This window comes from Lelliottia sp. JS-SCA-14 (genome assembly GCF_035593345.1).
GTDB classification, from domain to species: Bacteria; Pseudomonadota; Gammaproteobacteria; order Enterobacterales; family Enterobacteriaceae; genus Enterobacter; species Enterobacter wanjuensis.
The window spans coordinates 25,596-52,139 of record NZ_CP141607.1; the positions used below are offsets into that span (position 1 = coordinate 25,596).

Consider the following 26,544-nt stretch of genomic DNA (forward strand, 5'->3'; position numbering starts at 1 on the left):
TGTACAGCCCCTATACTATCCAATGGCTTTCTTCGCCTTACTTGTTAGATGATAATGAATACCATAGCCTTTTCGTGCTGAATAGGCCTCTATTAATCCGTAATCCATCAATTCATCTAATGCAGCCTCAACAGAGATTCTGCTGATATCCATAACATCGATGATCGCATTTTGGTAGAAGTGGGTGACATCCTCATTTATTATTTTACTCATAACTTTTGTTGCATTCTCGGATAGCTTAATGACTTTTTCACTATCGTCATCATTTTGCTTCCTTAATGCTTTTTTAACGCTACTTAATTCACCTTCTAATTGCTCAATTTTTTCTTCATGCTTTTTTAATTTCTCTTTTAGCAATTCATTGCTTTCTTTAAACGCCAAATTGTTTGTTTTTAGTTGTAATACATTATTTTCCTGAAGTTGATAAGCGTGTTGGAGTAATTCAAAATGAGCAGCATCAAGAACCTTACCTTTTACGCCATCTAAAATTTTTAGAATATCCATTTGATACCATTTTGATTTATCGATCATCTATACTACCTTTAAAATACTTTCCAGCTCTTCAAGTAACAACAGGCGAGAAGAGCACTTTTTCAACATGATTTAACTTATGTTGGGCAAAAACTTGATTTACAAATTTAAAGCTAGCTTACACATTGTTTTACGAGAATTTTTTACACCAATCGTCCATTTTTCCCCACGTTCACTTCATGAACTAACAGTAAAATTATACTTTTCACGGTATTTAAAAAGTCATCAAGGCGCACTGGAATGAGGTATTACGCCTGGCAATCTCGGTTAAGCAGGGGACAGTCACAGCATCGCTGATAATGAAGCAGTTAGCCAGTTACCCAAAACAGATTGGACTTGCCAAAACGCTGAGAGAGATTAGCCGCATCGAGCGAACTCTATTTATGCTGGACTGGTTCCGTGCCCCGATCTGCGCCGACGCGTACAGACGTGGCTCAATAAGGGTGTGACCCGTAACACCCTTGCGCGAGCGGTCTTTATGCACCGTCTGTGTGAAATAAGGGATCGTGGGCTGAGAATCAGAGTTATCGCGCCATCGGGCTGACGTTACTTACTGCCGCGATCACGTTGTGGAACATGGTATATACAGAAAGAGCTATTGAGTCACTAAAACGAAAAGGTATCCTGGGGTACTAACGTTCCGGTGATATCCGCAATACCATAAACGGCTATCCCTAAAGCAACCGATAGATGTGATGCTACTGGCGTCAGAATTAATTCCCGCTTTTTTTCAGGTTTTTCGCGCAAAAACCTGAAACAGGGGGATTGAGCTACGATACCGGATTTAGTGATTTTAATATCCAGCGCGATCGGCACCATTCTTACAGCGCACACTTTCCATTACTGCACCCGGAAGCAGCAGGCTCTTCCCTGGAGACCGACAGGGACTCATTCAGCAACGCACCTATTTCAGCCCCCAGCGCCATATCGCTAACCTGGCCAAAATATTGCTGCCGTATGAACCCCTGCTGATCAATTAACGTCAACGTCGGCGTTCCGCGCATGGCGTAAGCCTGCATGGTCCGGGGAATATCGCTTTCCAGGGATGACATATCGACAGCCACCGGAAAAGGGATCCGATATTCCGACAGAAAAGTTTCCAGTGCCTTCGGGGTCATGACATCATGATGTTCGAAGACCGTGTGAAGGCCGATAACCGCCACTTTATCCTGCGGAAACGTGCTGTAAACGCGTGAAACCTGCGGTAGCCCGTGGGAAACGCAGCCGGGGCACAGTATCTGAAATGACTCCATCACCACAACTTTGCCGCGCAGCGATTCCAGGGTTATTGGTTGAGGGGTATTAAACCAGTGTTCAACGCTCAGGGCTGGCGCTTGCGGATGGCGATTCTCGTTCATAAACACTCCAGAACCCGCACCGCAGCGCGGGTCGTTATCCATTACTGACTGACTTTGCCTGGCAGCGTCAGCTTGCCAGAAGCCACTTTAAAGACGTCCTCAACGCAAAGTAGCGGCGCGTGGACTGACGCATTGACCCGCAGACCGGCGGTTACGCCGTCAAACTGGCTGGCAGTGACCGCGCCGATATTATCGAAAGGAACCTTCACTTCGACGGTTTCGCCCGTCAGCGTCGGATTCCAGCCAGGACTGTCCAGCAATACCGGCAGGCCAGGCCAGGTTTTCGGTAGACGCGGTTTTTGCCCTTCAGGAATATCCACTACCGCCAGCGCGCCAGGCCCGCAGACCTCGTTGGGCTTCAACACCACCCAGTGGGTATGCCATAAATCGCCATCATTGTTACGATTGCCGTCGCCGTTTTCGTCATACAGCGGCGTATCATCCAGATCCGGGTGGGATGTCACCGCCAGCGCCAGAATCCCTGCCTTATGTTCAAATCCCACTTCATATGGATCAATTGTTGTCGGCCAGACATAAGAGAAAATTTTCGTCCCCGACAGCTTACCGGTGACGGCAGGTTTACTTTTTCCGGCCTTGCCGGAAACTGCCATATGAAAGGTGGCGACATTGCCTTCAGTAGTCACTTTGGTATGCACAATATCAAACTCAGCTACCACCGCGTTATCGGCTTTAGTTTCAATGCCGCCCTGATGAGATTCGTTCCCGTGCGCACCCGCCGATGTTGCCACGGCCATAGCTAATGCGATTGCAAGACGTTTCATTTTTTATCCTTATAGCAGGTCTTCGATGGACGCGCCAAAATTGATGTGAAGCGGAATACCGCCATCCATTACTAGGGCAGGAACGGATTTCACGCCCGCCGCCACAGCGTCGGCCACACGTGCTTTGTCGTCGCCAAGATGAACGATTTCCACGCGGTACTGTGCCGGATCTGCGCCAGCGCGATTTGATGTTCTGCATCGACATATACCGGGCAACCTGCGTGGAGGAAAACGGCTTTTTTACTCATGGTAACTCTCCTTGCGAAACAATTAGTATCGAATCGACACAGAAATGATAAATCCGAATCGAAATGGTTGTCAATATAGTTTTTAATCGATACCAGTAAAAAAGAGTTACAGTACGACGCGAGGCCGGGAATGTTTGTTTATCCGATCCGTTTCATGGCAACAGAAGAAGGTTACGGTGACACTCTTTGATATTCTTGAACGCCTGGTGAGCCTGCAAATGGGGCAACTTATCGCCACCCGCAGCTAAAAGGCCTTCCTGCGACATAGGTTCAGATCCTTTACTATCTGACACGATGCAATAGATATTGCAATACGCCAGACGCAACATCGCAATATCTAGGCCTGACCAAAGGCACGGTAACCCAGTCCCTGAATAAACTGGAAAGCGAAGGCTTGCTGACGAAAAAAAACGATGGCAGGGATAAACGGATTGTTCATCTGGTTCTGACGCCCAAAGCACGTAAAGTGATGCACGAAACCATGACGAAAGAATGGAACACGCAACCCTTTTCAGAAGAACAACTGAAAACCGATTTTCTGGCCCATCTTCGGGAAACGCAAAAAAATCAGGGAGCCATTTTGTTTGGCGAGTGTCGTTTTTGCCGGTTTCACCAGCAGTAGAATGGGTGTCCATGGTGTGGGCTGACCGGGGAGCCAATTCCCGGGGAGAGTGTGACGTTAATTTGTCGTGAGTTTGAGGATCCGAGAAAATCGGAACTTATTAACGAAAGATAAGTGTTGGCTCGGCAACATTCATTTGACGATGAGTCTGAGCAAACAGGTTTTGAGGCCCGATACCAGAAGAGGCATCGGGTCATTTGTTATGCAGCCATATCTCTGGCTTCCTGACGCCCATCCTGCTTGCTTTGTCGTTTATCCTGGCGACATTCATGATTACTTTTATCGTTGCTGACCACGCATTCGCGTTTATCCTGGCGTGTATCCCGGGCTTCACGACGTTGGTGTGCCTGCTCTGTGGCCTGTGCTGTTGTCATAAAACCTACGGTGAGAAGGATAATTCCAGTAAAAACAGAAATATATATATTTTGGAACGATGCCGTTAAGTCTGCTTGTCCCGATCAGCCCGTACAACAGCGTGCCCCGATCACCACCATGATCACTGCCGAAGAAGATTTAATTTTTCTTACCAAGACAGACGGCACAAAGGGCACGTTCTGCTGCGTTATTGTCCGTTTCCGCCATTCCGTCATCGCAGTATTCACACAGGACATCCCACTAATTCAGAACTTAAGTGAACGCTTCACCTAACAGTGATTCTTTCGACAGAGTGGCGCTTTTCTCTATCAGCCAGTCATGCAGGGATGTCAGCAACGGCTTACTCCGGGATTGTCGCGCTGCAAGCCGTTCTTTGCCGCGGGCCCTCGTATTTCTTCCTCGATAGCGTACAGCACACCGATCCGTTTCAGCGCTTCCTCGGCAGTAGCCGTTTGAGTGCTTATGTATAGTCGTGGATTATTCGGCGCGCGTGGGCCCAGCACGCGGGTTCTGTCAACGGACCGCCTTCGCGCTCTGCGTTGAACAACCGATAGTACCCTGCGAAGGCATCCGCCTGCAGCACGCCATGATAGTGGTGAAGATGTTGTTGAGGATGCTTTCCCTGCCGATCCGGTGAGAAGGCGAACCACCCCTCTGGCGGCTCTGACGAACCGACCGTCCTCCAGCCGTTTAGTGAACCGGCACAGGTAATCTGCATCTGACCTGGGGATCTTCACGGTATCACCACGACGACCCCGGAAGATGACCGGAGAACGAGTCCTCATCCAGAACAGCCCAGGCCATTGAAGGAGTTGCGCATGTCGGAGATACCGGCGACCAGCCATATTCGGGTACCTAAAGGTTGCGATTTTAATGTTTTAACTCCTTATCAGCATTGTCAACAACGCGTCGCTGACGCTTCCGCTAAGGCACAACGTGCCATGCAGGAAGACGACCTCACATGAGAGATTCAATTCCTCACTATCAGGCTGAACTTCCCGGCTGGAAACGGTTTCGTCAATAACGACAGGAACAAGCGCTGACTGGAGTGGCTGGCGCTGCTCAGGAGGACGAAGTTTTCCCTCGCGCCAGAACTGACGCCGTTTGAACAGCAGATTGTCATTAATGTCATTCTAACGAGCCAGTTGCGCCACTGAGATACCGGGCTGATAAGAGCACTCAACCATATTGAGTTTAAATTCAAGGGAAAGTTTTGATGCCTGGCTGCGGGCGATGATTTGTTTAGCGACAGGCGGAAGTGGCGTGATAAGCGACTTAGGCGGTTTTGACCTAGAGCTTACTAATAATAAAAGAGCGCAGGCTATCAGAGCGCCTAAACGGAAAATTGGCTGATTCAACTTCGCATCAACTCTTCTTAACACGACTATTAGCCCGGGGGTTAAACGTCGATTCGGCTGGCCTGGCGTCATCGATACTTTCCAGAGGCTTCAACTTCACACGCGCCCAAGGGGGCGGCGTAAAAACTACAGGCTGGATTTAACGCTGGGATCGTTTCGAAAGCAGTTGATTTTGATTAATTCGCCCAATGCATCCTAGCCATAACGTGCGACCAGAGCATTGAACGCCATTTCCAGCGTATGCCGTGAAGCGGGTCTTTATATTAATAAAAATCTTTATAACCAAAGAGATAAGCTATGGAATCAACCCAGGAATGTTATTAGCGCGATCATTATCACTGTGTGCATTGTTAGTGACCAACAATAGAAACCGCGTTGGACTCTAGCAATAAGTGAAAATCTGAAAATAGACTAATCTGAATTTATACATCGCTTTGTTAAGATTTTTTCACCTGTTAAAAGTTTAAACCAAACCTGGAGAAGGCGAAATGAGATTAACTGTTCATAACATTATGGACGATAACCTAGTAAAACATATTAAAGCATTGAAAACTATAATGGCTATATTCACGTTTGTTGTTTTACTGGCTATGATTCCCGAAGCTCATTCTTCATCCTGCAGTACGGTAGATGGTACAAATGGTGGAACGTCTGTTTCAAATGGAGGTACATGTTCTGTTCCTGTTGGCTACAACCCCAGCGACAATGATAGTTTAGTCGGCGCAGCTTCGGTCATGGGGGGCGACACAATTACACTTACCGGTATAGGAACGGGTATTCAAACCGGTAACAGGGGAATTCAGGCTAATATCTTAGGTAGTTTGAATCCTGACGCTAATGGGCTTGAAAGATTACTTCTTGGTCCGCAAACATTGGGGGTGAATACCCAGGATCCTGTGACAGGAACAAATATTGTTGTAGCTGCTTATAATTCGTCTGTTTTTAATACATCCGACTGGGGACAATTCAGTGGGATTAACACTCAGACACCCACCAATGTTGGAGATAATCAGTATATTAATGCCCGCCTTGGGTCCGTACAAAATGGAACGCTAAGCGTTAACATTGGTGATTCAAGCCAGCTACCCTCAGCTTCTGTTAATACGATTGATATGGCCGCGAAGCAAACTATGCTGACGATGGCTCAAGGGGCCAATAGCACTATTCTGTGGACGTCGAAAAATAGGGTATTAATGGGAGACGCATTGGTTGCTGCACCAGGTACGGTTACGCAATCGACAACGATTGATATTCCTGTCTATGCCGGTACGTTTACTGGCTTTAATGGGCAAACATGGACAGTCAGCAATGCCATTCAACTGCAACAATATAATGATGCTTTAATTAACGCATTGCAAAATGGGCAGTTATCATCACAGGCGGCGTACGACCAAGCATTTTCGCAGGCGGTAAGCTTTACACCTCGCGTCATTAGCTATAGCTATACCATTGATTCTGGAGACGATATAACTCAATCAGTAGGGAATAATTACTCAATGTATGCGAGTGGTTCAGGGGCACAGGCTATTATTCAGACAGGAGGTCAAATTGATCAACGAGGCGCGAGCGTCGCCGCGGTTAATGGCGCCTTGGCTGAAATTCAGGCCGGAGCACAACTCTCCGGGCATTTCAATTCACTGTTCATTGGCAGTGGGTCTACGGGGGTCAACAATGGTGTCATATCAGGCGGATACTTTGCTGAAAATGGATGGGATACCACTGGCCCCGGAAATTATTTCAACGAATATGGTGAAGCATATACGGTCACGGTAGATGGGAGCGGAAGTAATTTCAATAATAACGGCATAATCAACGTTGCTGGCTGGACACAATTTCAGGGATACTCTCCAGATTCATGGGGTATACGGGTTCAATCGGGATCGACTGCAAGTAACTCAGGCATCATTAATACAGGTGTAAATAACGGTTCATTCAGCAATTCAATTTCAGGCGTAATTGTCGCAAACGGTGGTGAAAGTAACTTCACAAATACCGCTACCGGACTGATTTATATTGGCCGGGCGGCGCAATATGATGTTACCAGCCCCGAGAGCGTGGTTGATATCGCAAATGCCACCTCTCAGTACGGTATCTTGCTAAGCGACGGTCAGGCCGTAAATGATGGCACGATTGAAATCGGTACATTAACTGAAAATGCGGTCGCGATGGCAGCGGTGGCATCCTCTCCGACGGGTTCGTTAGTCAATAACGGCACTATCAATATCCGTGGTGTTGCCGGGGATTCTCCTCTACAGAACATCGGCATCCTTGCACAAAACAATGGAGAAACCGTTGTCGAAAACGGTGGGGATATCACAGTAGCCGGCGTAAACGGCGTAGGCTTAAAAATAATCTCAACAACAGGAACTGCATCAGCCTCTTCCGATGCGGGTAGCTCGATCGAAGTCGCTGGTAGAATTGACCCCGCTAGCGGTACCCGAAATTACGGTGTCTGGGCGCAAGGCGGAAACACTAACGCGAGCCTTGAAGGTGACATAATTTTGTCCGGACAGGGTGGGATTGGTGTGCTTGCCAGAGACGGTGCGACAGTAAACGTTGGGGCGGGATCGGAAGTGGCGTTTAATGAAGCGGTGGATCCTGCAGGCTGCCCTGGGAGTTGTAGCAATCAGATAGGCTATTTGATTTACGGTGCTGGCTCGTCAATAACAAATCAATCTCAACAACTTGATGTAACAACCTCTGGTTCGACATTGTTTAGAATTGAGGATGGCGCTTCATTTTCAGGAAGCGGACAGTCTCTCACCGCATCGGGTAAAAACGCGAATATTATTACCGGGAGCGGCCTGAATACGACGATAAATACCGATAGTGGTGTGCTTACGGTTAATGGCGAAGGTGCTACCGGCATCCGTATCGATGGAGGCGCGTCGGGGATTATTCAGCCCGGTACGACAATCAACCTAAACGGCGCAGGAACGATTGCGGGTCAGGTTGACGGGCGAAAAGTCAATTTATCCGGCGTACCTGGTACCGCAGTGCTACCTTCAACACTTACGAATAACGCCGTTATTCAATCTGCGGCTAATGATGCTGTTGGATTTATCGCTCAATATCAGGGGCGCCTGATCAATAACGCCAATATCTCACTTACTAGCCCAGCGCAAAATACGGGGGTGATTGTCCGCGAAGGTGGGGTATTGAATAACAATAATGCCATTTTTGTCGCTAATGGCACCGGCGTGTTGGTGGAAGGTAGCACGGCGATTTCAGCTTTGAATAATCAGGGCACAATAACCGCTGCGGACGGCATAGCGGGTGTTCATATACGAAACGGCGCTAACCTGAATATGACGGGGGCAGGCGAAGTCTATGCGGCAGGGACTGCTGACGGTATACTTTTAGGAACTGATGCCGTCGGGGCTTCATTAGCGTCGGGGATTGTTAACGTTACGGGCAGCGGGAGTGGTGTACACAATATCCAGCAAGGAACCGCCAATAACCTGAACGGGATGACCATTAATACTGCTGGCGGTGCTGCAATCTTAAATGAGCAATCTTCCGGTTGGTCATTGTCAAATTCACATCTTAATTCATCGTCTGGATGGGCCATTCAGAATACGGAAGGGAATGCCCTCATCAATACGGCTAACACAATACTGACCGGTGTAGAAGGCGTATTGTTAACCCAAAACAACGCATCGACACAGTTAAACGCATCTTCGTCAGTGCTGAACGGCAGGATCCTCACGCCCTCAGCAATAAGCAATGTGGCATTAACAAATGGCACGCTATGGAATATGTCTGCGGATTCGAATGTCACAAATCTGACGAATGCAGGCAGTACGATTAACTATACTCCCGAGAATGGTTTCAAAGTCCTCACGGTGAACCAGAATTATGCTGGTAACGGAGGCGTGTTAAATATGAATACGGCTCTCGGGGATGATAATTCTCCAACCGACCGCCTGATTGTTGAGGGAAATACATCGGGTACGACCCTGGTCGGTATCACTAATGCCGGAGGTTTAGGGGCGGAAACAGTGAATGGCATTGAACTTATCACCGTTAACGGGGAGTCATTAGGCACATTCGCGCCATCCGGACGTATTGTAGCTGGCGCCTATGACTATTCACTGGCCCGCGGAGCTGAAGGTAACAGCCGTAATTGGTACCTCACCAACCGTGTAACCCAGGAAATACCCGTGCCACCGGTAACGCCGGGGACACCGGGAACACCGGGAATGCCGGTAACGTCACCAAATCCGCAAGTCGATCCCGGTGGAGAACTTGTTCTTAGACCTGAAGGTGGAAGCTATGCCGCAAATATTGCAGCCGCAAATACCCTGTTCGTGCTACGACTTCATGATCGACTTGGTGAAACGCAATATTTAGATGCGCTATCTGGTGAAGAGAAAGTAACCAGTATGTGGATGCGAAACCTTGGTGGTCATACTCGGTTTAGAGATAGCAGCGGGCAGCTGAAAACTCAAGCTAACCGATATGTGGTACAAATTGGCGGAGACATTGCTCAATGGAGTCGTGACGGCACTGAGCGTTTTCTTCTTGGAGTGATGGGGGGCTATGCCAACCAGCACAGCAATACGCGCTCACATCTTAGCGGATACGATTCTGATGGCACGATAAATGGCTATAGCACAGGGCTCTATGCAACCTGGTACCAGAATGCACAGGAATATACCGGGCTTCATGTTGACAGTTGGTTAATGTATAGCTGGTTTGACAACACCGTTAAAGGAGAGGGACTTCCTTCGGAGTCTTATCGTTCGCAAGGGGTAACAGCGTCGGTGGAAAGTGGATATACCTTCCATCTTGCTGATTTTTATGGCAGTCGTGGCAGCATTAACCGCTGGTACTTGCAGCCTAAGGCCCAGGTTATCTGGATGGGCGTTGAGGCTGACGATCGCCGCGAAGCAAACGGAACGATGGTACAAGGAGAAGGGGACGGAAATGTGCAAACGCGTCTGGGCCTGAAGACATATCTCAATGGTCATCACGCGATGGATAACGGTAAACAGAGAGTTTTTCAGCCGTTTGTCGAAACAAACTGGATACACAACACCCGTAATTTTGGTGCATCAATGAATGGCGTTGCCATCAGCCAGAACGGTAGCCGCAATATTGGCGAACTCAAAACGGGTGTTGAAGGACAGATTAACCCTGCACTGCAAATCTGGGGCAACGTTGCCGTCCAGATTGGCGATGCAGGATACAGTGACACATCGGCCATGTTAGCTGTGAAATATAGCTGGTAAATTTTTTACCCGCGTGATGTCATAAGGCATTACGCGGGATTGTACTCCTGCGATATTTAATCCTCATCGAAGCCATATTCTCTTTATTATGCCGCGGTATTATTGATTAATTTGAATTTTTATTTCCTTGTCGCGCCGACTAGTTCATTTAGACTATTGTAAAATGCTCACAAAAAACTAATATAAGCTTGGATTCTTTGAATGAAATTGAAACTCAGCATGAAGTTACCAGGAGAAGAAAAGTGTCAGGGAATGGTCTAATGAACACTGGGGTATTGATAATAATTGACGGAAGGTAACGGAATGGATGTACATATTCATAGTCGCTCAAGTTATCTTATATATTCTATAGCGGGGCTGATTTCTGAGTTTGACATTAAACAGGTAGAGCGTACTAAAAACCTTGTAGTGATAGATTTTTCACACGAACAGAACTATTTGTCTCTCATTGAGTTTGTCAGTGAGCACAATGAATGGCTAACACGGGCAGAAACAAAATTAATTATCATAGGTGATCCAGTCGTTTATGGACGCAGAAAAATTAAAGGTATTATGTACATTTGCCTTAGTGCCCCGCTAGCAGAGTGGCGAGAGAGATTAGACACCCTATTGAAAGCCCCAGCAGTAGACCTCACGCAATTAATCAACATGACTGGAACATTGCGCTATGAAAAGCTGACGCCATCAGAAAGAGACGTTATTTCCTGCATTAAGGGGAATATGTGTATAAACCACATTATTGATCGGCAAGGTATTTCTACTAAAGCATACTATGCAAGGATCTACTCCATTAAAAGAAAATTATGTCTGCATTCAGCACGGGAAGTCTATCTTAATGTTGACAAAATATACAATAAGATAATGGGATTGAAGTTTGATAGTGAAGATGTTAGACCACAATGATGAACTTAACAAAAGGGTACTGCATGAGAGAAACAATGCTGAACAGAACGGAGATAAAACTCGAAGATGCAATCCAGACTAATGATATGGAGAGTATTGTGGAAATTGTTGAACGCTACCTCATAAATAAAAATAGCGTTGGCATCTATAATGAAATAGATATAAGGCTGCACATGCTCTGGAAACATAAGGAGCTATGGCTGAATGATTCATATCTGGAAACAGAAGTTGCATCCAAAATAAAAATTATGTTTGAAAAGTTGGATGCATATTTCTGGTAAAGCGCTATGTCTGAGTTTTACTGATGATATCAGTCAAGACGCTTCTCAACTCCACGGGTTTTATGGGTTTAGAAACAACATCAATATCGAGTCCCTTGACGATATCTCTGATGTTGTTAATGTCATGGCCAGTAATAAGTAGTGCAGGAATGTGCGCAGACTTCATTTTACGGATTGCTTGTATGTATTCAATGCCGGAAATTTTTGCGCCAAGATCATAATCAGCAATGATGACATCGCATTCTCGCTGAATACTCAACAAGGTTGGCTCCTGTGATTCAAGAGAGAAGACTTCACATCCCCAGTGCTGGAGTAGCGTTTGCGTGGCATCCTGCATATCCTGGTTATCCTCAATCAGGAATGCGCGTGTCCCACTAATTTTCATGAGCGTTTTTTCTACGGGTTTTTCCTGCATGACAGGTGTACTCACCACCTTCAGATTTGAGATGACAGCACATGTCCCCATGCCAACACGTGACACCAGACTGATATTTAAACCAGCAATTAAACACGCACGTTTGACGATAGATAAACCCAGACCAATGCCCTCTACGTCCTTATCCCGATTTTTTTTGATTCGAAAGAACTCATCAAATATATGCACAATATGTTTGTCTTCTATACCGGAGCCTTTATCACATATAGCAAGAATCAAACTGCCGTTTTTATGAAAACTGCGTATAAATATTGACTTTCCATCTCCGTATTTAACGGCATTGCTGATTAGGTTATTAATAATGATAGTTAACAACGAGATGTCTGATTTTATCCAGCACTCTTCAACATCGAGCCATATTTGGCTTCCCGCTTCCTTAGCCGCTACAGCATGCTCCTGGACACATTCAGCAAGCATATTCCGTAGAGAAAATACCTCAGGCTTGAGATTGACCCCTCCGCTATCCAGCGCGTAGAAATTAAGCATTGAATGGAATATATGCGACACGCTTATCAATGAACGATCAATATTATCAACCATCTTAAGTCCGAGAGGCGTTATGTCTTCTTCTCTTAGGCAGGTCGTGTACATCCCAATAGCGTGAATGGGTTGGCGGAGATCGTGGCTGACCTGGGCCAACAGCTGGGCTTTAGAATGCGTTGCCTGAATAGCGCGAGAAGATGCCTGGCGTACCTGTGTAAGCAGCGTATTGGCGTATATAGGAATAACAACGTTTGTCAGCAGCAAGGCCAGTACCATATAGAGATGATTTAACCAGTAATCATTGCTTAGCAGGATTACGGATAATGAAAGAAATGACATGAGAGTAGCCATGAGGAGGTAGAAGGCACCATATCGAACGCCATATCCCAGCGTCACCCACACCATTACGGCAAATATCGGAAGTGTCTTTTCTTCCCCCACGGCCAGGCCCACTGAGATAGCGACATAATCGTGAGCCATAGCGAGCATGCGGCGCAGGGGAAAAATGCCGGGGTTCTGCTTGATGTGAAAACGCAAAAGTAGGGAGGCCACCAGGAACGCAAGATAGTACAAGGCAATAAACAGGTAGATTCCGGTGTTCGAACTAAAGAACAGGGCAACAACGCTAACATAACTCAGCGCCAGTATGGCAATGACCACACGTAAGGTGGCCTGGTTAAACTCTGACAAATGCTGGTTTTGGATTTCATATTCTTTAAATAGCATACCCGTTTTACCTGTGACGATAGCGTTTACGGCGTCATCCCGTAAGGCTCAGCCTTAGCGGAGTGCTCAGATAAGATGTGAATATCGCGCAATGGCAACAGCACGCGTAGGTACACCCAATACATGGAGGACCTGTGACACATGTATGCGTACTGTAAAAGGAGATATATCAAGTGATTGTGCAATTTGCTTATTCGATTTCCCCTCCACCAAAAGTTGCAAAACTTCTCGCTGTCGCTCTGTTAATAGCTCCAGCTCAGCAGGCGTCACACGCAGGTTGGGGAGGGTTCCCGGTATATAGTTAACCACGATGCTACCGTTCTGAATGTCAGTAATATCTTTAAGCAGCTGTTCAGGTGGCACATTTTTACTGATGTATCCGTCAACTCCTGTGGCCATTACGGCCTGAACCAGGGCGGTATCCGTGTTCATCGAGACAATAATGAGCGCTGTTCTTTTTAGCCTGCTTTTGAGCAAGGTTAGCTTTGATAGCGCATCAAGACCCGGGAATTGCAGATCGAGGATTAAAATGTCAGGCGCCGGGCATGTTTCAAGTACAGACTCCAGCTCAGTAAAACTGCCAGCCTCAATGATTTCAGGATCATTGTATTGTGCGAGTTTCTTCGCCATTGCGTCCCGAAACAATGGATGGTCATCTGCAATAATGATTGTCATAAGCTTAACCCCAAGAATTTTATCGTTTTAGTATGGCTGATGACTTTACACTTCACCAGTGCATCCGTTGATAATCCCTATCAAACAGGTGGGATAAACAATTATATACACATTTGTACTATGAAATAGTAGTCAACTTTTATTTTTAGGATTTCTCTTTTTCTAACAACCCGCTGAATGGCTATTCATTTTTAATGTGTTGTTTACGCAAAATAGTAAATATGTACTATTCCTTAAGCAAAGACAGATACGAATATTATGATATCGATAAATATCAAAGCCTATGATTTTATTGAATATTAATTTTTTTGTCAGATAGTATCTTTGAGCTATTGAGCAATTTTCCGAATATTTGTAGATTACGCATCAGGTTAGAATATTCCTGGCTTGTTATAGCAAACTGTTTAAGAAAGAAATCGAATGCTGCGCAAGTTGCATGGGATGCCTGCGGAAAATAAGATGTCACCTTATATTAAGTAGGTTTACTCTTAAGTTTAACTTTCGGAAATCTATGCGTATTACTATTTATAGTAAATCTGAGTTGTTTAAATTTGGATTTCAATGTCTGATGAGCGATGCTAATCAAATAGAGTCAGAAGAAGATTTACATCTTCATGTTGTTGACCTCATGGATAAGACTGGCAGCCTGTCGTTTGTAAAAATGCTGGAGGTCACTCCGCTGGAGTTCTCAGCGATGAAAAACATCATTCTGATTGTGAATGCTGGTTTTTATCTGTCGGGCTGTAGGCTGCAGGGGGTCACCGTCATTAGCGGCAACGCTACTCTCAAGCAATGGCGCTACTGGGTGAAAAGGGCAGCAAAAGGTGAATATGTAAATATTGACCATGTTCATCAACTTAGCAGGAGCGGCTTGCCGAATCAGTTTAGCTTAAGTGAAGAGCAGCTTATTCGCTTTTTGACAATGAATATGTCCCCATCAGCGATAGCCAGTGTAGAGAAAGTATCGGTAAAAACGCTTTACTCCCGAATTAACGCGTTAAAGCATAAATGCATGCTGTCTTCGACAAGAGAATTATATTTGAATGCGGAGTATATTTATCAGCAAATGACAAAGGTGGCCTTGGCAAATTAAAACGAGCCTATTATTCAATTACTTACTTTAGTTATTGATTTTCTATGTAAGTTTTTATCTTTTAAGTCAGATATTTTGCGATAAAGGTACACAAGTGACTATTCATTCTCTTGTGCTATTTACGTCGCTGATAAACATATTGTAAAGTCCAGGAAATGAATTTATGAAATCCAAAAGTAAACGTGTGCATAAAATGCACGCGGAGCCCGTCGTGTCAATGAAAATGAAACCGTTGAGTATATTAATTACTTCATTACTTGGAGTAAGTATCTTCTACACGCTTCCGGCCTCTAAGACATTCGCATCTGAATGTATGACTGCAGACGGAAGTTCCGGCGGTGCCAGCGTCTCTGGCGGGGGAACGTGTTCATTAGCGACGGGCTACACGCCGGTTGAAAACGACAGCCAGGCAGGTGCAGCCAATGTTAACAATGGCGATACGATTACGATTACCGGCCAGGGTACCGATATACTGCCAGGCGACCGAGGCATCCAGCAAAACAGTCTTGGATCGCTGAATTCCGCAGCCAACGGCCTGGAGCGTTTGTTACTCGGTTCACGGACATCAGGTGTCAATACACTTGATCCTGTCACCGGCGCAAATATTGTTGTGGCAACTTATGACAGCAACGCATTCTCATCTTCTGACTGGGGGCAATATAATAATGTTGATACACAAACGCCTCGAAATTCTGGTGATAATCAATACATTGATGCTCGCCTGGGTACCGTTCAGAACGGTACTTTGAGAGTCAACATTGGCGATGCAAGCCAGTTGCCCTCATCAGGTATGAATACGATCGATATGGCTGCAAAGCAGACCACGCTGGCCCTGGCTAAAGGCAGCAACAGTACCATTGAATGGCAATCAAAAAACCGTGTATTAACGGGGGACACGGCCGTTGCCGTATCAGGAAAGACAACCAAAACAATGCAAATCCAGGTGCCCGTTTACTCTGGCTCTTTCACTGCATTTGACGGTAATACCTGGACAGTCAGCAACGCAGATGAATTGAAAACATATAACAACGCATTGATTAATGCACTGCAGAATGGAAAGCTGTCAAATCAAACAGCATACGATGACGCATTTGCAAAAGCAGTGACGTTCAGCCAGAAGAATATTGACTATAGCTATACCATTGATGCCGGAGATGATGTCACCCAGGCTGCAGGTGTAAACTATACAATGTACGCTGACGGCGCTGGGGCAAATGCTGTCATTAAATCCGGAGGGCAGATCGATCAGCGTGGCGCTGGAGTTGCAGCCGTTAATGGCGCGACAGCAGTGATTGAAGAGGGCGCTCAACTCTCAGGACATTTTAATTCCTTATTTATCGGAAGCGGTTCTACTGGGGAGAATAACGGTGTCATTTCCGGTGGGTATTTTGCGGAAGATGGGTGGGATACGACTGGCAAAGGTAATTATTTTGACGAATACTCAGAGGCATATACTGTCACTGTGGATGGTGATAACTCTCATTTCAATAACAATGGAATTATAAACGTTGCTGGCTGGACGCAATATGAGGGCTATTCACCTGATGCATGGGGTATTCGGGTTCAGTCCAATGCCAGCGCAACAAACAGCGGAATTATTAATGCCGGGGTCAATAATGATTCTATGAGTCACTATATTTCCGCAGTCAGGGTCGCCAATGGTGGGAATAGTCAATTTACCAATACCAGCTCCGGGCATATTTATCTTGGCCGTGCGGCTCAGTACAACACCGCTGACCCGGAGGCGGTGGTAGACGTTGCCAATGCGCTGCCGATATACGGTATTTTACTTACCGATGGGCAGGCAACAAATGAAGGCAAAATTGAAATAGGTTCACTCACTGAAAATGCCGTGGGAATGGCGGCAGTCGCATCATCGCCAACGGGCTCGCTGACCAATAAAGGCTCAATTCTGGTGAAAGGTAGTGCAAATGATGCGCCTTTGCAGAATATCGGGATCCTCGCGCAAAACAATGGACAAACCCAGGTTCAGAACAGTGGAACAGTCATACTTTCTGGCGTAAACGGTATTGGCTTGAAGGTGCTGGCCACTACCAACACTGCGTCAGCAACATCTGATGCCAACAGCGCAATTATCGTTGCCGGCGGCGTGGATCCAGAAAGTGGTACACGTAATTATGGCGTCTGGACTGAAGGTGCAAAAGCCAGCGCCAATATCCAGGGGAATATTGATTTGTCTGGACGTGGGGCAATTGGTGTACTGGCTCGTGATGGCGCAGGCGTCACGATCGGACCGGACTCTGCGGTTCGATTTCAAGAAGCAACTACCGGCGGCAATTGCCCTGAAAATTGCAGTGAGCAAATTGGCTATCTGGTGTATGGCAAAGGATCTTCGATTAATAACCAGGCGCAACAATTAGGTGTCACCAGTTCAGGCTCTACGTTATTTCGTATCGAAGATGGTGCGACGTTTGACAGTAACGGTAAAACGCTCACGGCCTCAGGTCAGAATGCGACCATCCTGACCGCCAGCGGTAAAGGTACGGTAGTCAACGCGAGTTCCGGAACATTAAACGTCAGCGGGGTTGGCGCAACGGGGATACGTGTTGACGGTGGTGCAACGGGGCAAATCGACGCAAGAACCAACATTAATCTTCTGGGCCAGGGTACCGTTGCCGGGTTGGTTGATGGACGCAAAACGGGGCTTTCCGGAGCAACTGGAACAGAAGAGCTCGGCTCGTCGATAACCAATAACGCTGCAATTCAGTCTGCAATTCAGGACGTTGTGGGTTTTGTCGCACAATATAGCGGAAGTGTGGTTAACAACGGTGCAATATCACTGACCAGTGACGTTAACAGCACCGGGGTAATCGTGCGCGAAGGAGGCAAGCTGACCAACAATGAAACTATTTCTATTTCAAAAGGAACAGGGATTTTGGTTGATGGCGGTGCATCTGCATCCACGTTAACAAACCAGTCATCGATTAATGTCCACGATGGTATCGCAGGTATTCATTTGCAGAATGGCGCGAAACTGAATGCCTCAGGCAGCGGGAGCATCACCACTAACGGCACGGCTGACGGTATCTTGCTGGGAACCGGCGCTGTAGGCGCAGAGCTTGGCGCGAGCCTGATCGCAATTCAGGGGACAGGTAGTGGGATCCACAATACCCAGTCAGGGGCGTTGACCACGCTGAACGGGACAACGATTGTTGCCAATACGGGTTCTGCAATTCTGAACGACGCGAACGCCACGTTTACTGGCTCGAATACCTCACTCGATTCCAGTAAAGGCTGGGCGATACAGAACAATCAGAATCAGGTCGATATTCATCTGGCTAACAGCGTTGTGTCTGGAGAATCGGGCGTGTTGTTGACTCAGACAGATGCTATGACAAATCTGGATATGACATCAGGCACGCTTAATGGCCGAATTAAAACGGATAGTGCAACAGCTAATATTGCGCTGAAAAACTCCAGTATCTGGAACATGTCTACCGATTCAAACGTAACGTCATTGATTAACGATAAAAGTGCGGTCAACTTTGCACAGGGAGGTGCATTTAAAACCCTAACTGTAAACGGGAATTACACCGGTAATGATGGTGTGCTCATAATGAATACATCGCTTGGTGATGATAACTCTCCGACAGATCGTCTCATTGTGGAAGGTGACACCTCCGGAAATACGCAGGTATCGGTAGCAAATGCAGGCGGCAGCGGGGCGCGAACCTTAAACGGGATTGAACTGATTACGGTAAACGGTAATTCGCAGGGCGTGTTCAGTCAGGCGGGCCGTATTGTTGCCGGGGCCTACGATTATTCTCTGGTTCGCGGAAAAGGAGATAACGATAAAAACTGGTATTTAACGAATTATGAGACGCCGGTCGATCCAATTGTACCGGTGGATCCAACAGTACCCGTAGTACCAGTGGATCCTGTAGTACCTGTCGTGCCAGTGGACCCTGTAGCACCCGTAGTACCAGTGGATCCTGTAAAACCGGTTAATCCTGCGAAACCCGTTTACAGACCAGAAATGGGTTCATACAGTGCTAATCTGGCAGCAGCTAATAACATGTTCGTGCTTCGTTTGCACGATCGTCTTGGTGAAACCCAGTATACCGATATGCTGACTGGGGAGAAAAAAGTGACCAGCATGTGGATGAGGAACGTCGGTGGTCACACACGATTTAAAGATCGGTCAGGTCAGCTGAATACGCAGTCAAATCGTTATGTCTTGCAAATGGGTGGCGATATAGCCCAGTGGAGTAATAATGGAAATGATCGCACCCATATTGGTCTGATGGCAGGTTACGGAAACGAACACAGTAATACGCGTTCACACCAAAGTCATTATCGGTCCGATGGTTCAGTTAATGGTTATAGCGCTGGCGTATATGGAACCTGGTATGCGAACGAGGAAGATAAGAGTGGTTTGCATATTGACAGTTGGGTGCAATACAGCTGGTTCGATAATACGGTTAAAGGAGAGGGCATTGCTGCTGAAAAATACAAGTCAAAAGGATTTACGGGATCGTTAGAGAGTGGATATACCTTCAATATGGGTACCTTTAAAGGTAGCCAGGGTAGTACAAATGAATGGTATATCCAGCCGAAAGCACAGGTTATCTGGATGGGGGTGAAAGCAGACTCTCACGAAGAATCAAATGGTTCGAAGGTAACAGGGGAAGGTGATGGTAACATTCAAACGCGTGTTGGGGTGAGAACATACATTAAAGGCCATCATAAAATAGATGAAGGAAAGCAACGTGAATTCCAACCGTTCATTGAAGCAAACTGGATCCACAACACTCGTGAGTTTGGCGCAACAATGAACGGTGTGACCAATAAGATTGAGGGGAGCCGCAATCTGGGGGAAATTAAGACTGGCGTAGAGGGCATGGTAAACCCTAATCTGAATTTATGGGGCAACGTTGCTGTTCAAGTGGGAGATAAAGGGTATAGTGATACCTCAGCGATGATAGGTGTTAAATACAGTTTTAAATAATTCCACTGGATAATACAGAGTGCATCCCAAAAGCTGTTAACCAGTTGATTAAGATGCGCTTTTTATACATCATTATCAGAGCAGCCCCAAAGCGAATACATAGATAGTCTTATTGCACTACGGTGAATCCTAAAAAACATTTCATATATTGCATTGGGTAATAAATAATATACCATGGTTTTACCTTGGTGGAAAAACCATGTTTTATTCAATTATCTATGCTTAATTGATTTCAAAATTTGGCGATTTATTCAATTAGATCGCAATTTTTAAAAAAAATAGACGTTAAGGTGGAAATGCCATTCCAGTCAAATTTTTTAGAAAGAATCAGCTAAAAGTGATTGTGAGTTGCATGCTATTTCGATTTTCTTAAAAGAATTCTATATAGTGACACAAGAATGAATAAATTCAATCTAATTGTAAAAGGCGAAAACAAATATGCAGTTTTAGGTGGTTATAGCATTGCCAAAAACTTCATTAAAAATAATGCATCATCAAAACAAATTTCTATGTATGTTTTCGATGATGAAGCAGGGGGGTTAGATACAAGTCATGCGCTTTTGACCCTTTCATTTACTCCAGTAATTATCATCTGTAGTGAACGGCTGTATTATGTTTTGCGTAAATTACCCGCCACAATGAATAAACTTGTAATCAGTATGAATGAAAAGGTTGATATAATCATTGATAAAATAACAAGATATATCATGCAGTTTAGCAATGTTTTCAACTACTCATTCTTCAAGGAGTGGTGTTCAAATTGTTTGGTCATCTCGCCAAGGGAATTACAGTTTATTAAGTATTTCCTTGAAGGTAAGGGTACGCATGAAATGATAATGACATCTAATCTTTCGTGGCAGCGCATATACTCAATAAAGAGATCGATAATGGATAAAGTCGGTGCTAAAACTGAAAGCGATTTATACAGTATATTAAGATCACTGATTTTCTATATCAGCATGCTGAATATGAAGTCCGTGCAGAATAATACATTTTAGCCAGGAGGGTGCAATGAACAAAAGTCACAGCCTCTCATCGCGAGTACTATTAAGGCGCCGCGATAAGACGTTTTTATATAAACTCTCATTTTGGTATCTGATAGTAATTTTTTTACTATTAAGCGGAGCTATGCTTTTAGATGTTAACTATGATGCAAAAAACGTTTACTCACTATTAATAATTTATATAATAACAATATGCTGCGCTTCTATTTTTTTTGCGATAAAAAATAGAAATATATTAAAAATTAAACATCCAAGTCCATATTGAATGCGAAGGATACGATTATTTGTTTCAAATCTCAATTGGATGTTATCGAACACATCATGGCAAACGGTAGAGCGGATAATATATCTCTGCTCTGTTACATACACATCCATTTTATGTGTTAAATACATTGGTCCGTACTACTATGGAACAATCAGTTTATATTCCAATGTGTTACTATTTTCTTTAGTTATGGCGAAATTTGGTACGGATGCGATTTTCTACAAAGATTTAAAAAACATAAATAAAAAATACTGGGTTGGTAACCTTATTCTAATGCGTACGTGCACTGGAGTGGTTATCAATACGGCTGTGCTTTTATTTATCATAGTGTTTGGAGAGGTTGACATTAGATGCTTGTATTATATTTTGGCAATATCCATTGCAATGTTAATACAGGGTGCTGATGTTGCTCTTTTGTATAACCGTGCAAATGGTTTATACAGAAATGATGTCATGATTAATATAGTTACACTGCTAATGTCTTCTTTAGGTAAGATTCTTATCGTACATTATCGGTTATCGTTCGCACTTTTATCTTTACCGATTATTTTTGAAGTATTAGTACCCGCTGTGTATAGACTGTATTCTGGAGATGCTATTAAAGTCCAGTATGTAATAAAAAGGAGAATTATTTTATATTTCATAAGATATGGGGCGATAAATCTAATTCCAAACCTGGCTTTGCTAATTAATCAACGGACGGTTTTTTTTATTCTCGCTGCATTGGGGAGTCGGAATATGGTTGCAGTTTATGCGGTCGCGTTTTTCATATCAAATGCAGTATTTATGCTTCCAAATATACTAACAACTACTGCAGTAGCTAAGCTCAGTAAAGTTACAGATAGTACGATTCGAATCGCAAAAACAATAAGCGTCATCCGGTTATTGTCTTTAATGTTATTGATCGCCATTTTTATAAGCCATTACTGCGGTGAGTATCTGATACCAATGTTTCTAGGGGAGGGGTATGAAAAGCTAAATTTGATCGTCACATTGATTTTAATTTCTTTCTATTTCTCATCAATCACAAAGCTATCTGTTAAAGTTATAAAGAGAGAGAGGTATAAATATCACTACATCATAAGCCACATTCTTACTTTCGTGGTTCATATTACATTCACATATTTACTTGCACTTCGATATGGGATTATCGGCGCAACATGTGGTTTTTTGTTTGCTGAATTCTTCTCGGCTACTTTTGCGAGTTATATAATATCAAAAAGAATTTTTCTTATGCACCTGAAGCTATTTTATAACAGGAGTTGAAATATGAAATCTTTTATCAAGCGTTTATATCACAGCATTCCATGGGTTTTCAAAGATAGAATTGAGTATTACAGGAATTTCCGGTCGCTACCAAATTTAACAAAACCTATCAAGTTTACCGAGAAAGTATTATACAGAAAGAAAACAACCTGTATTACTAATGACAACTACGCTCTGTATGCAGATAAGCTAAGAGTAAGGAACTATGTTGAGTCGAAAATTGGAAGTGCGTTTTTAATACCGTTATTGGGCACTTACCATAGCGTTGATGAATTAAAGAAAGATTTGTACTCGCTTAAGAAATGCATTTTGAAACCTAACAATGCGTCTGGTAGTTTAATTTTTATTGACGAGGGGTTGATACCAGTTCTAGCTGCTGAAGTATTGATCACAGCATCAGTGTGGTTAAATAATGACTATTCAAGGCATAAAGGAGAATTCCATTATAAAAAAATTCAACCTGTTTTAATTGCAGAGAAAAACCTCGCTATGCAAAGTAAGAGAGTCAATGACTATAAAATACACATGTTCAGAGTGAAGGAGGGGCATGTTTTTTATGTACTACAGATGATCGAGTATGGCTGCGTTGACCAGCGGGAAGGAAAGGGTAATACTTTCTTTTTTGTAAATAACTTGTTCTCTTCATTTGGTGACAAAATAAAAATATTCTCTGCTGATGAAAAAAAAGCGCTTATCGAAGCGCTAAAAAACAGTGAGATTCTTCTTGGTGAGTTGGAGTACGCCAGATTCGATTGGTACATTACCAGGCAGGGATTGTATTTCGGAGAAATAACGCTCACGCCATGTGCTGGTTTTTGTAAAGGTTTCCCAGAAGAGCTAGATCTATTAATGGGTTCTGTCTGGTGTTTACCTGACAAACATAGCAATGACGAACCAGATGGTCTGAAACAAAAGCTATTTGTAAGCTAATGATCGTGATTTAGTTTTTCATTTACGATTGACCAGATCTGGTGATTTCCAGCCTGTGTAACGGGCTGGAATCCTCAATACTTCAGGAAACATCGTTTTCTGCTTGCTGATGTTCACGACAAATCAGCATTTTGTCATCGATGCTGAGCGGTTCTTTTGTAAGCATGCAAAAAGGCATCCCGTTAACGCAGTGATGAAAATGACAGGAATGGCATAAACCAAAACTCGGTACATTATTGGTTCGCTGAATTTCCTTCAGCAGCTCCAGTAACAATATCTTCAGCGAATCTGCACGAGTACCCATTCCTGTTTCACCATCGACCAGAAATTGCGGTGGCAGCAACGCGGTGAGCAACGTGCTGGCCGTTTCCGTCAATTGAAGATGAACACTGCGTTTATCACGGACATCCTGCGTACGAGTAATCAGCCCTTTTGCTTCAAGTATTTTTAGTGACTGCGATACGGTGCCTTTGGTCAGCCCCAGGTATTCAGTGACACCGAGTGGTGTATTAGAGTAGCGGTTGCAACGAGCAAGATACATCAGTGCGCTAAGTTGCACCGGCTGAAGGTCAGCCAGTAGTGGATGCTGGCGAAACCACATCCGGGTCAGGCTCGAAAGCCTGTCCAGTAGGTCAAAGAGTGACATGTCATTCATTGTAAAATCCTCCGCAAATATAGTATCGATTAAATACCATCTTGACAAACGTTAAAATAATCGTAGTATTGAAATGGTATCGGATCGATACTAAATTATGGAGTGTATTTAATGTTAACAGCTCATTTTTACCATGCAGGTTGTACGGTTTGTGTTTCTGCAGAAGAAACGTTACTTAATCATCTTTCACCAAATGTTAAAGTGGAAGTCGTACATCTTGGTGAACACCCAAATAGGGTTGCCGAAGCTGAGCTTGCAGGAGTCAAATCTGTTCCTGCACTGGTCATTGACGGTAACGTGCTGCACATCAATTTCGGCGCATCTATTGAGGCGCTGAAATAATAGATTTACCGCCGGTAAGGGGAAAGAAGAGTGGTGTAGCACATTGCAATGTGTCCATCATGATAGAAATTCCCGCAACCGGGAGCAGGGAGGTGGCTCTGGCAATCTCCCTTCATTAGTGATTAAGAGAGGGCACGTAGTTATGGAAGCTCATGTTTTTGATACTCATGTACAGACTCAAGATAGTCGTTATCTACATTTTGACGTTTTGATTGCCAGAAAAGATGTTGACCTGGCTATGCTTTATGCCAGAGAGTGGTTGGCACGTAATGGAGTGCATAAAGCAGATATCTCACAGGATCTTTGTCATTTTTGCCATAGCGAACTCGCGTCCCAGGAGATGGTCAGTGCAATGTCCGGACAGGGGTATTTCATTATTCCAATGCAGGGATGTGAAGAATTCCGGTGAAACTCTATCAACCTGTTAATTGCGATCTCCACGATTACCTTGAGATCGCCTGTTTGTACCAGTACAAGTTGCTGATTGAATTAACTGATGGTTCATGTTTCGATGGCAAAGCGTTGACTACCCACACAACAATTGAACGAGAGGAATTTCTGGAAATAGAGGGCAGAGAAACTCATCGGAAAATCCGCCTTGATTTTCTTTCAGCAATTACTCCCCTCTCTACACGAGCCATTTTCGGGAAAATTATATTCGCCAGACCAGATGACATAGACTTGCTGTAGTTACCAAGTGTTGATATTTATTTACTTCCGCCCCCTGAGGCAGCTGATATAAACTGATTCTCCAAACAAGAAACAGGTTGAATATCATTTCAGGGGGAACAGGAGGCTGGCATTATGGTATTGACAAATATCAACATACTTGCATGCAAATTGCATATTACACGTATTAATTTATCAATATTCATGGCTATAACGTGTCCTAATGTTATGGCCATTGACTAATTGAAACTCATATTTTTCGGAAGATTTTTTCACTGCTGATAAGTTTGATACCTGCAGGGCTGCTTTCTAGGATGCGCTTTTCCTGATCAGACACAAACCTAATTGAGGACCATCCCTCCTCGGCAGAAAGAACACTCTGAAGTTTTCTGATGAGCGTTTCAGCCTGATTATTCTCGCAGTCCAGGTTGCCGATTAAGTTGTCATGGAAGTAAACACTAAGGCGGTGAGTTGTCAGCATTCGAATTCTCCTGAGTTTAGCTTCCGAATATAAAGCATACCTGTACCGTCATTGAGTGAGTCCTGCACGCAAAGTCGAGTCAGTTCAGAGGCTGTTTCGACAGCCTTTTCAAGGGGCAAACCACTTAACAAACCTGCCGTCAGTTCTGCTGTAAAATGATCACCAGTGCCTTTTGGCGGATTAGGTAGTGCTTCATGTTCAACAATGTGCACCATACTGGCAGAGACGCTGATGATTTTAAGCATCTGGCTGTGCTCATTATGTGAGGCACTAGTCACAACAACCCACTGTGTTTTATCGTTAAGAAGTGTAAGGGCTGAGGTGATGATTTCTCGTTCGGTAATTAAGGTTTTACCCACCAGGCATTCAAGTTCAAAGCGGTTAGGCGTCAGGCCAGTTGCGAGCGGTAAAAGATGATTACGATACCAGTAAGTGAGATCCGGATCGACATAAAAACCCGTATCGTCGTCTCCCATAACTGGATCCACTACAATAAGTATTCTTGGATTTTCAGCCCTTATTTGGCTGAGCCATGCAAAAACTTGTTCTGCTTTCGATGTACTACCTAAGTATCCCGTAATAACTGCACGTAACTGGGTGTCTTGTTTACGTTCCTTTATGCCCTGAAGGAAGCCGGAGAACCAAGCATCGGGAATCTCGCCGCCATAACAGCCTTGATTGTCGGGTGTGTTGCTAAGCAGGAAAGTCGGTACTGCAAGAGTGTGCCACCCATGCTTAACAAGCACGGCCAAAGCGATACTGTTACCCACACTGCCATAAACAACCTGAGACTGAACGGAAATGATGTCGGCAGTACGGGCTAGCCGCTCTGTCTGGGGATTTCGCGGTGTCATGTGC

19 protein-coding genes and 5 pseudogenes are annotated in these 26,544 nt (G+C 44.6%); 12 read left to right on the forward strand and 12 right to left on the reverse strand.

Going from position 1 to position 26,544, the window contains the following annotated elements; translation table 11 throughout:
• Positions 1-15: 15 nt before the first annotated feature.
• Positions 16-531, reverse strand: coding sequence for a hypothetical protein (locus U9O48_RS22955; protein ID WP_324724503.1), 516 nt, complete (start codon positions 529-531; stop codon positions 16-18).
• 218 nt (positions 532-749) lie between these two features.
• Here U9O48_RS22955 and U9O48_RS22960 point away from each other — a divergent pair.
• Positions 750-1,152: pseudogene (locus U9O48_RS22960) on the forward strand (Tn3 family transposase); the annotation flags it as partial.
• A gap of 200 nt (positions 1,153-1,352) precedes the next feature.
• Here U9O48_RS22960 and U9O48_RS22965 read toward each other — a convergent pair.
• The 3 genes and pseudogenes from U9O48_RS22965 to U9O48_RS22975 form a co-directional block, all read right to left on the reverse strand.
• Positions 1,353-1,889 carry a redoxin domain-containing protein gene (locus U9O48_RS22965; protein ID WP_324724504.1) on the reverse strand — a complete coding sequence of 179 codons (537 nt, stop codon included), beginning with the start codon at positions 1,887-1,889 and terminating at the stop codon, positions 1,353-1,355.
• A gap of 41 nt (positions 1,890-1,930) precedes the next feature.
• Positions 1,931-2,671, reverse strand: a complete 741-nt coding sequence (locus U9O48_RS22970; RefSeq protein ID WP_324724505.1) for a hypothetical protein — start codon at positions 2,669-2,671, stop codon at positions 1,931-1,933.
• 9 nt (positions 2,672-2,680) lie between these two features.
• Positions 2,681-2,919 (reverse strand): annotated as a pseudogene (locus U9O48_RS22975) (thioredoxin family protein).
• A gap of 286 nt (positions 2,920-3,205) precedes the next feature.
• Between U9O48_RS22975 and U9O48_RS22980 the strand changes: the two are divergent.
• On the forward strand, positions 3,206-3,541 hold the full coding sequence (locus tag U9O48_RS22980; RefSeq protein ID WP_324724523.1) for a MarR family winged helix-turn-helix transcriptional regulator: 336 nt from the start codon (positions 3,206-3,208) through the stop codon (positions 3,539-3,541).
• Between the two features lie 423 nt (positions 3,542-3,964).
• Here the strand turns inward: U9O48_RS22980 and tnpC are convergent.
• From tnpC to U9O48_RS22995, 3 pseudogenes are all read right to left on the reverse strand, one after another.
• Positions 3,965-4,598 (reverse strand): annotated as a pseudogene (tnpC, locus tag U9O48_RS22985) (IS66 family transposase); the annotation flags it as partial.
• Positions 4,582-4,736 (reverse strand): annotated as a pseudogene (gene tnpB / locus U9O48_RS22990) (IS66 family insertion sequence element accessory protein TnpB); the annotation flags it as partial. The pseudogenes tnpB and tnpC, both read right to left, overlap by 17 nt.
• 545 nt (positions 4,737-5,281) lie before the next feature.
• A pseudogene (locus U9O48_RS22995) lies at positions 5,282-5,534 on the reverse strand (VF530 family DNA-binding protein); the annotation flags it as partial.
• A gap of 228 nt (positions 5,535-5,762) precedes the next feature.
• On the opposite strand from U9O48_RS22995, the gene U9O48_RS23000 reads away from it, so the two are divergent.
• The 3 genes from U9O48_RS23000 to U9O48_RS23010 all read left to right on the forward strand — a co-directional run bounded on the left by U9O48_RS23000 (position 5,763) and on the right by U9O48_RS23010 (position 11,692).
• Positions 5,763-10,508, forward strand: coding sequence for an autotransporter outer membrane beta-barrel domain-containing protein (locus U9O48_RS23000; protein WP_324724506.1), 4,746 nt, complete (start codon positions 5,763-5,765; stop codon positions 10,506-10,508).
• A 303-nt stretch (positions 10,509-10,811) separates the two neighbouring features.
• Complete coding sequence (locus U9O48_RS23005) at positions 10,812-11,411, forward strand: hypothetical protein (RefSeq protein WP_324724507.1); 600 nt, start codon at positions 10,812-10,814, stop codon at positions 11,409-11,411.
• On the forward strand, positions 11,408-11,692 hold the full coding sequence (locus tag U9O48_RS23010; protein WP_324724508.1) for a hypothetical protein: 285 nt from the start codon (positions 11,408-11,410) through the stop codon (positions 11,690-11,692). Before U9O48_RS23005 ends, U9O48_RS23010 begins: the two co-directional genes overlap by 4 nt.
• Positions 11,693-11,696: 4 nt before the next feature.
• On the opposite strand, the gene U9O48_RS23015 is transcribed toward U9O48_RS23010, so the two are convergent.
• Together U9O48_RS23015 and U9O48_RS23020 are read right to left on the reverse strand one after the other, a co-directional pair.
• Positions 11,697-13,337: a hybrid sensor histidine kinase/response regulator gene (locus U9O48_RS23015; protein ID WP_324724509.1), complete on the reverse strand. Its 1,641-nt coding sequence runs from the start codon at positions 13,335-13,337 to the stop codon at positions 11,697-11,699.
• Between the two features lie 66 nt (positions 13,338-13,403).
• Positions 13,404-14,012: a response regulator transcription factor gene (locus U9O48_RS23020; protein ID WP_324724510.1), complete on the reverse strand. Its 609-nt coding sequence runs from the start codon at positions 14,010-14,012 to the stop codon at positions 13,404-13,406.
• Positions 14,013-14,523: 511 nt separating this feature from the next.
• Here U9O48_RS23020 and U9O48_RS23025 point away from each other — a divergent pair.
• The 4 genes from U9O48_RS23025 (at position 14,524) to U9O48_RS23040 (ending at position 23,539) form a co-directional block, all read left to right on the forward strand.
• Entirely contained in the window at positions 14,524-15,105 is a 582-nt protein-coding gene (locus tag U9O48_RS23025; protein ID WP_324724511.1) for a hypothetical protein, read from the forward strand.
• 163 nt (positions 15,106-15,268) lie between these two features.
• On the forward strand, positions 15,269-20,074 hold the full coding sequence (locus tag U9O48_RS23030; protein WP_324724512.1) for an autotransporter outer membrane beta-barrel domain-containing protein: 4,806 nt from the start codon (positions 15,269-15,271) through the stop codon (positions 20,072-20,074).
• Between the two features lie 398 nt (positions 20,075-20,472).
• Positions 20,473-21,072 (forward strand): hypothetical protein, encoded by a 600-nt coding sequence (locus U9O48_RS23035; RefSeq protein ID WP_324724513.1) that lies wholly within the window; start codon positions 20,473-20,475, stop codon positions 21,070-21,072.
• A gap of 1,540 nt (positions 21,073-22,612) precedes the next feature.
• Complete coding sequence (locus tag U9O48_RS23040; protein WP_324724514.1) at positions 22,613-23,539, forward strand: ATP-grasp fold amidoligase family protein; 927 nt, start codon at positions 22,613-22,615, stop codon at positions 23,537-23,539.
• Between the two features lie 82 nt (positions 23,540-23,621).
• Here the strand turns inward: U9O48_RS23040 and U9O48_RS23045 are convergent, their stop codons facing one another.
• Entirely contained in the window at positions 23,622-24,194 is a 573-nt protein-coding gene (locus U9O48_RS23045; protein WP_324724515.1) for a MarR family winged helix-turn-helix transcriptional regulator, read from the reverse strand.
• Between the two features lie 111 nt (positions 24,195-24,305).
• On the opposite strand from U9O48_RS23045, the gene U9O48_RS23050 reads away from it, so the two are divergent.
• From U9O48_RS23050 to U9O48_RS23060, 3 genes are all read left to right on the forward strand, one after another.
• On the forward strand, positions 24,306-24,536 hold the full coding sequence (locus U9O48_RS23050) for a glutaredoxin domain-containing protein (RefSeq protein ID WP_324724516.1): 231 nt from the start codon (positions 24,306-24,308) through the stop codon (positions 24,534-24,536).
• Positions 24,537-24,678: 142 nt separating this feature from the next.
• Positions 24,679-24,945, forward strand: a complete 267-nt coding sequence (locus tag U9O48_RS23055) for a DUF2024 family protein (RefSeq protein ID WP_324724517.1) — start codon at positions 24,679-24,681, stop codon at positions 24,943-24,945.
• On the forward strand, positions 24,942-25,226 hold the full coding sequence (locus U9O48_RS23060) for a Rho-binding antiterminator (protein WP_324724518.1): 285 nt from the start codon (positions 24,942-24,944) through the stop codon (positions 25,224-25,226). The genes U9O48_RS23055 and U9O48_RS23060 overlap by 4 nt, the downstream gene beginning before the upstream one ends.
• A 229-nt stretch (positions 25,227-25,455) precedes the next feature.
• Here U9O48_RS23060 and U9O48_RS23065 read toward each other — a convergent pair whose 3' ends face one another.
• Together U9O48_RS23065 and U9O48_RS23070 are read right to left on the reverse strand one after the other, a co-directional pair.
• Positions 25,456-25,686, reverse strand: a complete 231-nt coding sequence (locus U9O48_RS23065; RefSeq protein WP_324724519.1) for a hypothetical protein — start codon at positions 25,684-25,686, stop codon at positions 25,456-25,458.
• Complete coding sequence (locus U9O48_RS23070) at positions 25,680-26,540, reverse strand: PfkB family carbohydrate kinase (protein WP_324724520.1); 861 nt, start codon at positions 26,538-26,540, stop codon at positions 25,680-25,682. The genes U9O48_RS23065 and U9O48_RS23070 overlap by 7 nt, the downstream gene beginning before the upstream one ends.
• Between the last annotated feature and the right edge of the window lie 4 nt (positions 26,541-26,544).

Bases quoted from the DNA above. Each gene is read 5' to 3' on its own strand.
- U9O48_RS22955 (WP_324724503.1), bottom strand. From the start codon at position 531: ATGATCGATAAATCAAAATGGTATCAAATGGATATTCTAAAAATTTTA.
- U9O48_RS22965 (WP_324724504.1), bottom strand. From the start codon at position 1,889: ATGAACGAGAATCGCCATCCGCAAGCGCCAGCCCTGAGCGTTGAACAC.
- U9O48_RS22970 (WP_324724505.1), bottom strand. From the start codon at position 2,671: ATGAAACGTCTTGCAATCGCATTAGCTATGGCCGTGGCAACATCGGCG.
- U9O48_RS23000 (WP_324724506.1), top strand. From the start codon at position 5,763: ATGAGATTAACTGTTCATAACATTATGGACGATAACCTAGTAAAACAT.
- U9O48_RS23005 (WP_324724507.1), top strand. From the start codon at position 10,812: ATGGATGTACATATTCATAGTCGCTCAAGTTATCTTATATATTCTATA.
- U9O48_RS23010 (WP_324724508.1), top strand. From the start codon at position 11,408: ATGATGAACTTAACAAAAGGGTACTGCATGAGAGAAACAATGCTGAAC.
- U9O48_RS23015 (WP_324724509.1), bottom strand. From the start codon at position 13,337: ATGCTATTTAAAGAATATGAAATCCAAAACCAGCATTTGTCAGAGTTT.
- U9O48_RS23020 (WP_324724510.1), bottom strand. From the start codon at position 14,012: ATGACAATCATTATTGCAGATGACCATCCATTGTTTCGGGACGCAATG.
- U9O48_RS23025 (WP_324724511.1), top strand. From the start codon at position 14,524: ATGCGTATTACTATTTATAGTAAATCTGAGTTGTTTAAATTTGGATTT.
- U9O48_RS23030 (WP_324724512.1), top strand. From the start codon at position 15,269: ATGAAATCCAAAAGTAAACGTGTGCATAAAATGCACGCGGAGCCCGTC.
- U9O48_RS23035 (WP_324724513.1), top strand. From the start codon at position 20,473: ATGAATAAATTCAATCTAATTGTAAAAGGCGAAAACAAATATGCAGTT.
- U9O48_RS23040 (WP_324724514.1), top strand. From the start codon at position 22,613: ATGAAATCTTTTATCAAGCGTTTATATCACAGCATTCCATGGGTTTTC.
- U9O48_RS23045 (WP_324724515.1), bottom strand. From the start codon at position 24,194: ATGAATGACATGTCACTCTTTGACCTACTGGACAGGCTTTCGAGCCTG.
- U9O48_RS23050 (WP_324724516.1), top strand. From the start codon at position 24,306: ATGTTAACAGCTCATTTTTACCATGCAGGTTGTACGGTTTGTGTTTCT.
- U9O48_RS23055 (WP_324724517.1), top strand. From the start codon at position 24,679: ATGGAAGCTCATGTTTTTGATACTCATGTACAGACTCAAGATAGTCGT.
- U9O48_RS23065 (WP_324724519.1), bottom strand. From the start codon at position 25,686: ATGCTGACAACTCACCGCCTTAGTGTTTACTTCCATGACAACTTAATC.
- U9O48_RS23070 (WP_324724520.1), bottom strand. From the start codon at position 26,540: ATGACACCGCGAAATCCCCAGACAGAGCGGCTAGCCCGTACTGCCGAC.